Origin of the sequence: Azonexus caeni (assembly GCF_048146105.1) — a bacterium.
GTDB classification, from domain to species: Bacteria; Pseudomonadota; Gammaproteobacteria; order Burkholderiales; family Rhodocyclaceae; genus Azonexus; species Azonexus aromaticus_B.
The window spans coordinates 109,444-122,736 of the sequence record NZ_JBKJAD010000006.1 but is presented as its reverse complement, the minus strand read 5'-3'; the positions used below and the strand labels follow the sequence as shown (position 1 = coordinate 122,736).

The window sequence follows — 13,293 nt, the reverse complement described above, 5'->3', positions numbered from 1 at the left end:
ATTCTTAAAAACTGACGCAAGCCACGCCCATCGGGCCAGCCAGCATTCCTTTCCGGAGCTTCCCTTGGCCTGCGCTGCCCCGTCCGATTCCCTGTCGACGCTCTACCGCGACCACCACGGCTGGCTGGCCGGCTGGCTGCGACGCAAGCTCGGCAACGGCCACGACGCCGCCGATCTCGCCCACGACACCTTCCTGCGCATCCTCGCGGCGCGCAACGCGGCGGCGATCGAGGAGCCACGCAAATACCTGGCGACGATCGCCAAGGGCCTGGTGGTCGACCGCTTCCGCCGCCAGAGCATCGAGACCGCCTGGCTGGAAACGCTGGCGGCGCGGCCGGAGCCGCTGGCTGTTTCGCCGGAGACGCGGGCCCTGATCCTGGAAACCCTGCTCGCCATCGATCGCATGCTCGACGAACTCGGCCCGCGCGCCCGCGAGATCTTCCTCCTTGCCCAGTTCGAGGGTCTCACCTACGCCGCCATCGGCGAACGCCTCGGCGTTTCGGTGACGACCGTCAAGAAGCACCTGGCGCGGGCGCTGGCGCACTGCCTGATCCTTGCCGAGGGCTGCTGAGATGGCCGGTCGCGAACTGCCGCGGGCAACCCTGGAGGCCGCAGCGCACTGGTACGTGCAGTTGAACGACGCGACGACCGCGGCCGCCGAGCGCGCCGCCTGGGAACGCTGGCTCGCCGCCGACGCCAGCCACCGCCAGGCCTGGGCGCGGATGCAGGCGCTCAGCCAGCGGCTGCACGCGGTGCCCGGCGAGCTTGCCGGGCCGACGCTGAGCGGCGCCCGCGAGCGCCGCCGGCGCACGCTCAAATTGCTCACGCTGCTGCTCTCGGGCGGCGGCACGCTCGCCCTGCTGCCCGAACTCGAGGCCGGCTGGCAGGTCGCCGCCGCCGACCTGCGTACCGCCACCGGCGAGCGGCGCCGCGTCGTCCTCGCCGACGGCGGCAGCCTCGACCTCAACAGCGCTTCCGCGGTCGACGTCGATTACGGTGCCAATTTGCGCCGGCTGCGCCTGCTCGCCGGGGAAATTTTCGTCAGCACCGCCGCCGATCCGCGCCCCTTCGAAGTGCACACCGGGCACGGCGCAATCCGCGCCCTCGGCACCCGTTTCGGCGTCCGCCTCGACGGCGCGACGACGCGGGTGGCGGTGCACCAGCACGCGGTCGAGATCCGCCCGCTCGCCGGCCCGCCGCGCCGGCTGGCGGCGGGCGAAGAGGTCGATTTCGACGCCGCCGGCGTCAGCCCGAGCCAGCCCCTGACGGCCGGCAGCGGCGCCTGGCGCGACGGCCGCCTGATCGCCATCGACCGCCGCCTCGACGATTTCCTCGGCGAACTCGCCCGCCACCGCCGCGGCCATCTCGCCTGGTCGCCCGCGGTCGCCGGACTGCGCCTGTCCGGCGTCTTCCGCCTGGCCGACAGCGATGCCGTGCTCGACAACCTGGCGGCATCGCTGCCGATCCGGCTGCATTTCCTGACCCGTTACTGGGTTCGCGTCGACGCCGCTTGAGAATTATTTGCATCCCGGGGTTGCTCTTTTTTTCCGCCATCCGGCCAACCAGTAGAGAGGCGCGCCCGCGCCCGTCCACGGTCAACCCGGAAAAAAGAGGAATTTTCACCATGACGCCACCCTTCCCGTCGCGCCCGCGACCCATCGCCGGCGCCCTGCGCGCCGCCCTGCTCGGCCTGGCCCTGGCCGCCCCGCTGACGCTGGCGACGATCGCGCCGGCACAGGCGCAGAGCGCCGCGCGCAGCTACCAGATCGCCGCCGGCCGGCTCGACGCGACGCTCACCGCCTTCGCTGCCGCCGCCGACATCACCCTCTCGTTCGACGCCGCCCAGACGCGCGGCCTGCGCAGCGCCGGCCTCAACGGCGCCTACACCACCGCCGGCGGCCTCGCCCGGCTGCTCGAAGGCAGCGGCCTGGAGGCCGTGCACCGCGGCCAGGGCAACTACGTGCTGCGCCCGGCCGGCGCGCCGCCGGCCGGCGAAACGACGCTCAAGGCGATGACCGTCTCGGCCAACCAGCTCGGCGAGATCACCGAAGGCAGCGGCAGCTACACGCCGGGGACGATCGCCACCGCCACCCGGCTAGTGCTGACGCCGCGCGAGACACCGCAGACCATCAGCGTCGTCACCCGCCAGGAGATGGACGACTTCAACCTGACCTCGATCGACGCGGTGATGGCGCATACGCCGGGCATCAGCATCGTCACCATGGACAGCGAACGGACCGCCTACTACGCGCGCGGTTTCCCGATCAACAACTTCCAGTACGACGGCATTCCGATGACCCGGAACGCCTCCTACTCGGCCGGCAACACGCTCAGCGACATGGCCATCTACGACCGCGTCGAGGTGCTCAAGGGTGCCACCGGCCTGCTCACCGGCAGCGGCGACCCGGGCGCGACGATCAACCTGATCCGCAAGAAGCCGACCAAGGATTTCCACGGCGAAATCAGCCTCGGCGCCGGCACCAACGACACCTACCGCGGCCAGCTCGACTTCAGCGGCGACCTCAACCCGGCCGGCAGCCTGCGCGGCCGCGCCGTCGCCGCCTACGAGGACAAAAACTCGCACCTCGACGGCTACGAACGCCAGACGGCGACCTTCTACGGCATCCTCGAAGCCGATCTCGGCCCGACGACGCTGCTCACCGTTGGCGCCGACGCCCAGGACAACGACCCGACGCGCTCGACCTGGGGCGGCATCCCGATCTACGACGCCAACGGCAACTTCAACAAGATGCCGCGCTCGTTCAACAACGGCGCCGACTGGAGCAGCTGGCAGCAATACACGCGCACCGCCTTCGCCACGCTCGAACACACCTTCGCCAACGACTGGCTGGTCAAGGCCCAGTTCAACCACCAGATCAACGGCTACGACGCGACGCTCGGCTCGGCCGGCTCGGGCAACCCCGACCCGGCGACCGGCGGCGGCATCACCACCTGGGAAGGCAAGTACGTCGGCAAGACCGTCGCCGACGCCGTCGACCTCTACGCCAGCGGGCCGTTCGAACTGCTCGGGCGCAAGCACGAACTGGTGCTTGGCGCCAGCGAGGCCAAACGGGTGTGGACCAACCGCAGCTACTGGGCCGGCAGCAACAACATCGCCGATTACTACCACTGGAACGGCAAGCTGCCGGAGCCGGACTGGGCCAACGCCGGCTGGCAAGGCAGGGACCGCGAAACCATCCGCGAGAGCGGCGCCTACGCCGCCGCCCGCCTCAACCTGCGCGACGACCTCAAGCTGATCGCCGGCAGCCGCGTGCTCAATTACGAAAACGAGACGATGAAGAAATCCGGCGTCATCGTTCCCTATCTCGGCGCCGTCTACGACCTCAACGACCGCTATTCGGTCTACGCCAGCTATACCAGCATCTACCAGCCGCAGAGCGCGCAGGACGCCCAGGGCAAGACGCTCGACCCGCTCGAAGGCCTCAACTACGAGGCCGGGATCAAGGGCAGCTTCTTCAACGGTCGCCTCAACGCCAGCCTCGCCTACTTCATCCTCGAGCAGGACAACTACGCCGAAGCCACCGGCGGCCTGACGCCGAGCGGCGGCACCGCCTACCGGGCGATCAGCGGCGTCCGCACCAAGGGTTTCGAGGCCGAGATCTCCGGCCAGCTGACGCCGCAATGGCAGGTGCACGCCGGCTTAAACCACAAGATCTCGCGCCAGCAGGGCAACAAGGTGGCCACGCTGACGCCTGAAAACCAGGTCACGCTGAGCACGACTTACAAGCCAGCGTTCGTTCCCGGCCTAAGCATCGGTGGCGGAGCACGCTGGCAGGACAAGACCTGGGGTAACGTCTCCGATCACAACTCGAACACCGTCAAGCACACCGTCAAAGACTACTGAGGGTCGGCCGGGATTCGTGTGAAATCCTCGAAAAACTCTGCTAACCGTTGGATTTAGCGTAGAAATCTGGCATCAACGATTTCGACTGATGGTGCCAACCGGACTTGTGGCTCAACTGTGGCGGATATCCCCCCTGATTACTTCTCCGGGTCAAAGAGCGGCTCTTGGTTTTCGGCATCCCCCTTGCGATGCCCGCCGCCTTTTGTTGCTGGTGCCTGACTGACGGTGAGCCTTTGCAGGATTTGTTCGTGGCTGGCCAATACTGCCTTTGCTGCGGACAACTCTGTCGCCAGGCGGAGCCCGGCTTGATTCGCATCCTGTAACTTTTCTGCGTGGCTTTGGTTTTCCACGAGTAATTCATCAATGCGTGCGGCACGCTGGGCCAGACGCTCTTCCTGTTGTTGATTCTTCAGTTCGGAAACAGCCAGATGTTCCCGGGCTGTACGCAGCGGACGAATCTCAGATTCCAAACGATGTAACTCGCTACGAAGATGGGCCTGCTCGCTGGAAAGACGGGCATTATCCTGATGGCTATGGATGAGTTCCTGCTGTTTCGCGTTCACCGTTTCCTTGGCTGCACGCAGTTCGCCCTGCAAGAACTGAATCTGCTGCTCGAACTGCCGCTGGTCCTGCTCCCGTTGTTCCTTCGCCGCCGTGCGGAAATGCTCCAGTGCCTCTCTGGCATGCTGGTGCTTTTCTTCCAACGAGATACGGTGCGCTTCCTCTTTCGTCTGTTGCCCTTCCATGTCCTGGATGTGCTGAGCCATTTGTGCTCGAAGAACTCTCTCCTCCTGAAGCGTGGCCAGGGTTTCGGCATGAGCCGATTTTTCTGCCGCAAACTCTACGGCTAGACGCTCAGATTGGCTGCGGAAGGATTCCACTTCATTACGTAACGCAGAGATGGTGTCGTTCTGCCCGGTAGTTTCCGCCTTGTGCTTTTCGGTCAGCGCCGCCAAACGCTGATCAGCTTCCTCATGCAAGCGTTCGGCCAGCCTGGCGGCCAGATCCTGGATGGCTTCGCTGACCGCGACCTGGTTGCCGGCGCTGCCGCCTTCCTCTTCCTCGATTTCCTTCAGGTAGCGGTGGATCGTGCCTTTCGAGCCGGTATCGCCCAACTCGCTGCGAATGGCGTCGATCGATGGATAGCGCCCCATCGCCAACAGGTTGTTACGCGCTCTGACGACTTCTGATTTGTAGATTCCGGCTCTGGCCATGGCATCCTCGAATTTCATACCGTATTACGTAATACGATAATACATACTAAATATTCGAAATTCAAGGTGGCTGAAATACGATTTATAAGACGTGATAATGGTTGATTATTTGTTGTGATAAGCAATCGAGCGGAAAACTCATGTAAGAGTGGAACGAAATAAACGGTTTGCTTCCTGACAATTTTCGTACGAAAACTTTCAAAAACGTAACGCAGGGGTCAGCTTCTTGTTGGTATCGGAATCCTAAGATGGCATCACGGTTGGACGAGATGAGTCCGACACGATTAACCCGATTTCACAAGGAGAGAACCATGAAAACGAAATTTTCCCAACTGGCCCTGATTGCAGCGATTAGCTTTGCTGCAGCTGGAACGAGCTACGCTCACGAGGATTATTCCGAGGCTGGCACCAATCATTGGCTGAGTCATGTTTCAGAAGCCAAGGGCGCGCCCACAGCCAATCAACTGGCCCCGTATGGCTACGCTGCGTCGAGAAATGCCGATCGCGAAGTCACGCTGTCTAGCGGAAGCAAGTATCTGAACGTCACCCGCTTGGAGACCATCAAGATCAATCTTGGTGGCAAGAGTGTCGTTTGGACCTTCGATACGTTGGGTACCGCCTCCTTCCCGCTCTCCAAGATCGTATCGGGCGCTGATGGTATCACCGTGTATGTGACCGAAAACCCTGCCTACCAGGGCGGTTGATTAACCTGACTGCTGGGTGACGGAATCGTCATCCAGCAGTTGGCAAATTGTCAGGAGCCCCCCCCTACTATTCACATTGCAGTACAACACTTTCTAAGGAGATGAACATGTTGAAGAAAATGCTCGCAATCCTAGCCCTGAGTTCTCTGGGTGTTTCCGCCTATGCCGTTGATGCATCCCAAGTTGAGAAGTCCATCGAACTCAAAGACGGCTCGACGGTTTATATCTTCAAAGACGGCAAGATGGGGATGGAAGACAAGTATGGTCGCGCAACCTACATGGAGTCCGGCCACGTAATGGAAACCAAGGATGGCAAAAAAATCATCATGAACGGTAACGAAATTTGGCGCGTTGACGAATTGCTGCACAAATACCATCGCGGCTAAAAGACGCCATTTGCCTCATCCTTTAGCGGCTCCTTCGGGAGTCGTTCTCATTTTGAAATACCGTTCAAGCATCGCCTTCAATTCCTGACTCCATTGGGCATGATCTCTGGATTGGCCTTGTGCGTATAGCACCGGAGCAACTTGCCGGAAGACGGCATGAATCTTGGGGTCGAAATGCTGGGCATCTTCCCGTTCCATGATGCTCAACGTCTCTTCCAATGACAAGGCTGGCTTGTACGGGCGAACGGATGTCAATGCGTCAAACACGTCGACCAGGGCAAAAATCCGTGCGGCTAGCGGGATCGCCTCGCCAATGAGACCATCCGGATAGCCCTTTCCGTCGAAGCGTTCGTGATGATGCCGGATGGTCTTCTCTGCGCCAGCCAGCCACGGATTGCCAGCGACGATCTCGATGCCCAGCATGGCGTGGGTCTGCATGATCTGAAATTCTTCGCTGGTCAGCCGTCCCGGTTTCAACAGAATCTGATCCGGAATGCCGATTTTTCCAACGTCGTGCAGAAAGGCACCCAGCACCAGTTCGGCAATGGTTTCTTTGCCAACGCCCAGCGCTTCGGCAAGTGTGACCGCATAGCAGGTAACCCGGTAGTTATGGGCGTCGGTGTCCGCATCACGCTTGGCGATGGCGTTTCCAAGGGAACGCAGCAACGAAAGATTGGACTCCAGGAGACGAGACGACAATGCCACCGTTTGGCCCAGCAGTCCTGACATTAACGGGTAAAGCAACAGCGCTGCTGCGAATACAGATATCGAGGCCGTCAGCACAGCCCCGCGAATCTGCTGTTCTCTCTCGTGCAGCGCCGAGCGGGACACCAGGGTGATTCCCTCAACATAGCCGGCAAGTCGGCCATCATTGGTGCTCATCGGCAGAATGACCTGAACCAGTTCTTCGCCCGCCACCGAAAATCGTTTGCTATGGCTGCCGGGAGGTGTCGGCCATGGATGGCGCTGTTGTCGGGCGATCTCTTTCAGTGCCTCGGGGATTGGCCGCCAAGCATCAAACACCATCTCCGTATTGGGCGCAAAAACTCGAATCCCGACAAACTCATCGGTCAGCAACTGAGTTATCGCGGAATGGCCATCACCTTTCTCTCCGCTGACCGTCATCTGCATGGCGGGCGACTCGAAATGCCTGACCCCCGCTATGGCGCGCTCAAGGGTGCGCTGTTCTACGCGATACGATTCGACCCAGTAGGCAAGACCTCCCGCGAGACTGCCAACCAGAAGCGCACCGATACCGAGGCGCCGCGCCAACATGCGGCGCAATTGCCGGGGGGTTTCAGGAAGCGCCAAGGTTCTCATCTTAAATTCTGCAGCAATTCCATGAAGTGTTTGAAATGCCCGCTGACGCGATCCAGGGAAAACTGGTACATCAGCGAATTTTCCGAGAATTTCTGTCGCTCGGTATCCATTTCCACCGTATTGCCATCGGCAGCAGTTTGATACGGTACATGGTACTTCAGGGGGAATGGTGGTGCCTGCACTCCCCCTGACAGATGGCTAGTAGCGGTGGTAGCCAATGGCAGCGATCCCGATACACCTTTGACGATTTGGGCGGCTTCTTCGATGTCAATATCGACGGCCTTGTAGCCAGGCGTATCGGCGTTGGCGATGTTCGAGGCCAGAAGCTGCTGCCGATAGACACGGACCCCCAGCATTTTCTGCTGAAAATCATGGCCGGCATGACCCCCTTGCCCGACTGAGAAGTGGTTCGGATGGGCAGATGCCGTGTTGGATGCCATTCCGGGAAATTGTCCGCCATGAGCACCGTGGCCGGCACCGGGGGTGTTGGCTTTTTGGGCAATCGCCTGATTTAATGCTTCGGAGAACACTCCGTTGTCAATGTTGCCCGGCGCTCCTCCATGCCCCTCATGTCCACCTTGAACCGAAGGTAACGGAGTGTTGGCGGACGGGGGAATGGATGGGAGTCCCGCCATGGCAGCGATTACTCGTTCATGATCAGGATGGCCTTCACCGGATCGATCTGGCCGCCGTCATGCCATTTCAGATCGCTGGCCGCCACGGCCGGCTCTGCAAGGCATCCATGATTGCATTCGACAATCCAGCGTTTCTGAAGCACTGTTCGACAATAGTTGTAGGTCAGCATCTTCGGGTCACTGCCGACCGCAAGCGCAAGCGTGCGACATACACATCGATCGCCGTGCTCTGCCGGCTTGCGGATATCCATGGCTGAAATACCGAGGCCCCGATTTCGGGGCCTTTGCGGGACGGTTACTTGCCATCTCGCGGATGGTAGTGCTTGCTCTGATCCTTGGCCGCCTTGGGTTTCTCGGCTTTGGCATCTGGCATGCTTTGCGGCATGCCGGTTTTTTCCTGGACATGGGAATGCGGCTTGGCAGCAGCCTTGTCAGCCTGTCCTTCGGCGGCTTTCGGGGCACCTGCCTTGTCATCGGCATAAGCGGCACCAGACATGGCGGCACCGGCGAAAAGAACGGCGGCGATGAGGGAAGAGATTTTCATGATCTTGACTCCTGAGTTTTGGGGATTTCAACGGTCCGAATCGAGTGGACAGATACAGTTTGTGCTTCTGTCACTGTCAACAAGGTGACTTGTCGATTACATTGTTCTCAGGAAGCATGGCCAAATACGGATTCACCAAATGCACGATTGCGTCGGCAAGCGCATCGCGCAATTGCCGTTCGCAACACCCCATCAAAATTCCGTCCTCCAGCGCATCCTGGGCCATCTGGCGAAGTTCATCCAGGTTCTCATTGAGCACCTTGATTTTTTCCGTACAGGCAATGGCCTTGCCGGAAGAATCTTGCCAGCGCACCGACCCCGACGAACTCATCATCGAGTTCACTTTGTCGAATGTTGGGCCAGCGCCTGCAAAACCCGGTGCTGGTATTCCAAACTATCGAGGGTGTATGTCTTCCAATACTCGATGGAGGAATAGCCGACAGCAGCCCACCATGCCCTGCTTTGCCCTGAATCATCCAGAGAAAGCAATGAGGTTCGCTCAATGAGTTCCTTGAGCGGAAAAAACTGCGTGGAAACCATCTTTTCCAAACAGTCGAGATTCACGCGAAGTAACTGGGAAAGCAAATCCAAATGGAAGTCGGGGGATGTGTTGAAAATTGCGAACGAATTGGGTACGGACATGATTTTCTCCCTGTGGCACGATCAAGGCCCATTGCCTCACGAGGAGAAGTTTGCCTGTTGGTAGCTGTCGCGCCCATAACGGGAGCATTACAACCCGGTCACTATTCCGTCAGCTTGTTGCCGTGCTGCTCACAGAGAGCGATTATTTCTTGAGTCTGGGCGCTTAGCCCCTGAAAGACTTGTTGCCTCCGCCTCTCAAATTCTGCTGCAGAAACCTGCCACTGAGAGTCATGGGGGCCGTTCAGTTCGGCAGCGACAATCCGACGCACATAAGCCAGCGCGGATGCCTTGCCTTGCGTCAGTCGCAACAGATCTGCCCTTGCCGCATCGAAGGCATCGCGATGATGGTCTCTCAGACCGGTGGTGAGCACCACAAGAATGGCAACGGCATCCTCAAACGGTCGCATTGAATTGTCTTCTTTGGACAATTTCCCCCCTGATAGTGCTTTGTTCGAACCATCCGCTATTGGATGCCAACCTTCCGCTGCTCAGCCCGCACATAGGCGGTGATATGGGCGACGTCGTCTGGCGTCACACCTTTCACGGGGGCCATGTCACCAAACTTCCAGTGATGGGCCCGCACACCGTTGGCCACGGCCAACTGGAAGGCCGCATCTGCATGATGTGACGGCTCGTAGATCTTGTGCAGCAAGGGCGGTCCCTTTTCCGATCCCTTCAAGTCGCCGCCATGACAGCCCGCACAGTGATTGGCGAACAGCGCCTTGCCCATGACGGGATTGGGCATTAGGCCGGGGCCAGGTTTGGGAATGCTCCAGCCTTGAGCCAGGGCAAGGCTGGGCAGCAGCACAAGAAGCGATGCAGGAATCCAAAACAAACGCTTGCGCCTCATTGCTCCATCCCCTGTTTCATTCGCCACTGCTTGACCAAGGCGTAGATGGCGGGGATGACCGCGAGCGTCAGCACCGTCGATGAAATCATCCCTCCAACCATCGGCGCCGCAATACGACTCATGACTTCGGAACCGGTGCCGGTACCCCACATGATGGGCAGCAGGCCGGCCATGATGGCGACGACGGTCATCACCTTCGGCCGTACCCGTTCGACGGCGCCTTCCATGATGGCCTCGTAGAGATCATGCAGCGTTGGCGCCTGGTTTTCAGTGCGGCGCTTGGCCTTTAGTTCTTCCCAAGCATGATCGAGGTAAATCAACATGATGACCCCGGTTTCCGCCGCAACCCCGGCAAGGGCGATGAAGCCGACGGCGACGGCGACGGACAGGTTGTAACCGAGCAACCACATCAACCAGACGCCGCCGACCAGCGCGAAGGGCACCGACAGCATGACGATTAGGGTTTCGGTCAGTCGCTTGAAATTCAGGTAAAGCAGCAAGAAGATGATCAACAGCGTCACCGGGACGACGATCTTCATTTTCTCGATCGCACGCTCCATGGATTCGAACTGGCCGCTCCAGGTCGCGTAGTAACCCGGTGGGAATTTGACGTTTTCTGCCACTGCCTTCTTGGCATCCGCGACATAGCCACCGATGTCGCGTTCGCGAATGTCCACGAAGATATAAGCGGAAAGCAACGCGTTTTCAGTCCGGATGCCGGGCGTTCCCTTGGCCACCTCGACGCGGGCCAATTGGCCGAGCGGAATCATTGCCCCCTCCATGGTCGGCACCAGCACCTCACGGGCAATCTGCTGCGGATCGGAACGAAGTTCACGCGGATAGCGCACGGTGACGCCAAACCGTTCGCGCCCCTCGACGGTCGTGGTGACCATCTCGCCGCCCAAGGCCTGGCCGATGACATCCTGCAAATCGCCGACCGCCAACCCGTAGCGGGCCAACTGCGTGCGGTCCGGTTCAATGTTCAAGTAAAAACCGCCGGTAATCCGTTCCGCGAAAGCCGAGGTTGTCCCCGGAACCGTCTTGACGACCGTCTCGATTTCACGGGCCAGCCGCTCCATCTCGTTGAGATCCTTGCCGAACACCTTGATCCCGATCGGCGTCCGGATGCCAGTCGAAAGCATATCGATACGCGCCTTGATCGGCATCGTCCAGGAATTCGAGACACCGGGGAACTGCAGTGCCTTGTCCATTTCAGCGATCAGCTTGTCGGTCGTCATGCCCGGGCGCCACTCGGATTCCGGCTTCAGGTTGATCACCGTCTCGAACATTTCCGTCGGCGCTGGGTCCGTTGCCGTGTTGGCACGTCCTGCCTTGCCATAAACCGAGGAGACTTCCGGGAAACTCTTGATGATTTTGTTTTGGGTCTGCAACAGTTCCGCTGCTTTGGTGATCGACATTCCGGGCAAGGAGGCCGGCATGTAGAACAACGTGCCTTCATTCAGCGTCGGCATGAACTCGGAACCCAGTTTGCTGGCCGGGTAAATCGAGACCACCAGAGCAAGCAGCGCAGCAACAATGGTGGTCTTTTTCCATTGCATGACGCCGGCGATGATCGGACGATAAGCCCAGATCAGGAAACGATTCACCGGGTTCTTCGATTCCGGCATGATTTTGCCGCGAATGAACAGCATCATCAGCACCGGCACCAAGGTCACCGAAAGCAAAGCCGCGCCCGCCATCGAGAAGGTCTTGGTGTAGGCCAAGGGCGAGAACAGACGTCCTTCCTGGGATTCCAGCGTAAAGACGGGCAGGAAGGAAACGGTGATGATGAGCAGCGAGAAGAACAGCGCGGGGCCGACCTCTTTGCAGGCAGCAATCATTGCCTCGATGCGATCCCCGTGGGTATGGTCCTCCGGCAAACGCTCGATGTGCTTATGGGCGTTTTCGATCATCACAATGGCCGCATCGATCATCGCCCCAATGGCGATGGCGATACCGCCCAGGCTCATCAGATTCGAGTTCATCCCCAGCAAGCGCATCGAAATAAAGGCAATCAGCACCCCGACCGGCAGCATCAGGATGGCCACCAAGGCACTGCGCATGTGCATCAGGAAGACGACGCAGACCAGTGCGACAATAAGACTTTCTTCCGCCAAGGTGCGCGTCAAGGTGTCAATCGCACGGTGAATCAGTTCCGAACGATCATAGACCGTCTGGATCGTCACACCCTCCGGCAGGCCTGCAGAAATCTCGCCGATCTTTTCCTTCAGGTTATGGATGACTTCCAGCGCGTTCTGCCCGTAGCGCGCCATGGCGATACCGGATACCACTTCGCCTTCACCATTCAATTCGGTGAGGCCACGCCGTTCGTCCGGCGCCAGTTCGACGCGGGCAATGTCACGGACCAGGACGGGCGTTCCCCCTTGTGACTTGACCACCAGGTTTTCAATATCAACCGTGCCCCGCAGATAGCCCTTGCCACGTACCATGTATTCAGTTTCCGCCATCTCGACGACACGACCACCGACATCGCGGTTCGACTCCCGAATGACTTTTGAAACCGCCGCCAGCGGAATGCCGTAGGCGCGCAACTTCACCGGATCAACCGTGACCTGGTAGGTCTGGACAAAGCCGCCAATCGAAGCCACTTCGGCGACGCCATGCGCCTTGGTCAGTTGGTAGCGCAGATACCAGTCCTGCAGCGTCCGCAGTTCGGCCAGCGTCTTGTCCTTGGCGAGCAGCGCGTATTGATAGACCCAACCGACGCCCGTGGCGTCCGGACCGATTTGCGGTGTGACGCCCTTGGGCATGCGGCCGGCGGCAAAGTTGAGGTATTCCAGCACACGGGACCGCGCCCAATAAATGTCCGTACCGTCTTCAAAGATGATGTAGACGAAGGACGCGCCGAAGAAGGAGAAGCCGCGCACGACCTTGGACTTCGGTACCGACAACATGGCCGTTGTCAGCGGATAGGTCACCTGATCCTCAACTACTTGCGGTGCCTGCCCGGGATATTCGGTGTAGACAATGACCTGTACGTCTGAGAGATCAGGCAAGGCGTCGAGCGGCGTTTTCATGACCGCAACGACACCGCCGACAATGACGAAAAGTGTAGCCAGGAGGACGAGGAAGCGGTTGCGTCCCGACCATTCGATGATTTTGGCGAGCATGG

15 protein-coding genes are annotated in these 13,293 nt (G+C 59.9%); 5 read left to right on the top strand and 10 right to left on the bottom strand.

Annotated elements, in window-relative coordinates; genetic code table 11:
• Positions 1–64: 64 nt before the first annotated feature.
• From ACLIIZ_RS08975 to ACLIIZ_RS08965, 3 genes are all read left to right on the top strand, one after another.
• Entirely contained in the window at positions 65–571 is a 507-nt protein-coding gene (locus tag ACLIIZ_RS08975) for a sigma-70 family RNA polymerase sigma factor (RefSeq protein ID WP_416691750.1), read from the top strand.
• A 1-nt stretch (position 572) separates the two neighbouring features.
• Entirely contained in the window at positions 573–1,514 is a 942-nt protein-coding gene (locus ACLIIZ_RS08970; protein ID WP_416691749.1) for a FecR domain-containing protein, read from the top strand.
• A gap of 110 nt (positions 1,515–1,624) precedes the next feature.
• Positions 1,625–3,865 carry a TonB-dependent siderophore receptor gene (locus ACLIIZ_RS08965; RefSeq protein WP_416691748.1) on the top strand — a complete coding sequence of 747 codons (2,241 nt, stop codon included), beginning with the start codon at positions 1,625–1,627 and terminating at the stop codon, positions 3,863–3,865.
• Positions 3,866–4,002: 137 nt separating this feature from the next.
• Here the strand turns inward: ACLIIZ_RS08965 and ACLIIZ_RS08960 are convergent, their stop codons facing one another.
• Positions 4,003–5,097 (bottom strand): DNA-binding protein, encoded by a 1,095-nt coding sequence (locus ACLIIZ_RS08960; RefSeq protein WP_416691747.1) that lies wholly within the window; start codon positions 5,095–5,097, stop codon positions 4,003–4,005.
• A 293-nt stretch (positions 5,098–5,390) separates the two neighbouring features.
• Here ACLIIZ_RS08960 and ACLIIZ_RS08955 point away from each other — a divergent pair, with 293 nt between their 5' ends.
• Both ACLIIZ_RS08955 and copK read left to right on the top strand, forming a co-directional pair.
• A complete protein-coding gene (locus ACLIIZ_RS08955; protein WP_014237658.1) occupies positions 5,391–5,783 on the top strand; it encodes a CzcE family metal-binding protein in 393 nt (130 codons plus the stop codon).
• A gap of 107 nt (positions 5,784–5,890) precedes the next feature.
• Complete coding sequence (copK, locus tag ACLIIZ_RS08950; protein ID WP_295008758.1) at positions 5,891–6,169, top strand: periplasmic Cu(I)/Cu(II)-binding protein CopK; 279 nt, start codon at positions 5,891–5,893, stop codon at positions 6,167–6,169.
• A gap of 15 nt (positions 6,170–6,184) precedes the next feature.
• Here the strand turns inward: copK and ACLIIZ_RS08945 are convergent, their stop codons facing one another.
• The 9 genes from ACLIIZ_RS08945 to ACLIIZ_RS08905 all read right to left on the bottom strand — a co-directional run bounded on the left by ACLIIZ_RS08945 (position 6,185) and on the right by ACLIIZ_RS08905 (position 13,291).
• Positions 6,185–7,489, bottom strand: a complete 1,305-nt coding sequence (locus tag ACLIIZ_RS08945) for an HD-GYP domain-containing protein (protein WP_416691746.1) — start codon at positions 7,487–7,489, stop codon at positions 6,185–6,187.
• Positions 7,486–8,124, bottom strand: coding sequence for a flagellar basal body rod protein FlgB (gene flgB / locus ACLIIZ_RS08940; RefSeq protein ID WP_014237661.1), 639 nt, complete (start codon positions 8,122–8,124; stop codon positions 7,486–7,488). The genes ACLIIZ_RS08945 and flgB overlap by 4 nt, the downstream gene beginning before the upstream one ends.
• A gap of 8 nt (positions 8,125–8,132) precedes the next feature.
• Complete coding sequence (locus ACLIIZ_RS08935) at positions 8,133–8,375, bottom strand: hypothetical protein (protein ID WP_014237662.1); 243 nt, start codon at positions 8,373–8,375, stop codon at positions 8,133–8,135.
• Positions 8,376–8,419: 44 nt separating this feature from the next.
• Positions 8,420–8,668, bottom strand: coding sequence for a hypothetical protein (locus ACLIIZ_RS08930; RefSeq protein WP_226444022.1), 249 nt, complete (start codon positions 8,666–8,668; stop codon positions 8,420–8,422).
• A 76-nt stretch (positions 8,669–8,744) separates the two neighbouring features.
• Positions 8,745–9,002, bottom strand: coding sequence for a hypothetical protein (locus ACLIIZ_RS08925; RefSeq protein WP_341744103.1), 258 nt, complete (start codon positions 9,000–9,002; stop codon positions 8,745–8,747).
• A 5-nt stretch (positions 9,003–9,007) separates the two neighbouring features.
• Positions 9,008–9,310 carry a hypothetical protein gene (locus ACLIIZ_RS08920; protein ID WP_226444026.1) on the bottom strand — a complete coding sequence of 101 codons (303 nt, stop codon included), beginning with the start codon at positions 9,308–9,310 and terminating at the stop codon, positions 9,008–9,010.
• 101 nt (positions 9,311–9,411) lie between these two features.
• A complete protein-coding gene (locus tag ACLIIZ_RS08915; protein ID WP_157870639.1) occupies positions 9,412–9,738 on the bottom strand; it encodes a hypothetical protein in 327 nt (108 codons plus the stop codon).
• A gap of 35 nt (positions 9,739–9,773) precedes the next feature.
• Positions 9,774–10,160 carry a c-type cytochrome gene (locus tag ACLIIZ_RS08910; protein WP_014237665.1) on the bottom strand — a complete coding sequence of 129 codons (387 nt, stop codon included), beginning with the start codon at positions 10,158–10,160 and terminating at the stop codon, positions 9,774–9,776.
• Positions 10,157–13,291: an efflux RND transporter permease subunit gene (locus ACLIIZ_RS08905; protein ID WP_416691745.1), complete on the bottom strand. Its 3,135-nt coding sequence runs from the start codon at positions 13,289–13,291 to the stop codon at positions 10,157–10,159. The genes ACLIIZ_RS08910 and ACLIIZ_RS08905 overlap by 4 nt, the downstream gene beginning before the upstream one ends.
• Positions 13,292–13,293: the final 2 nt, after the last annotated feature.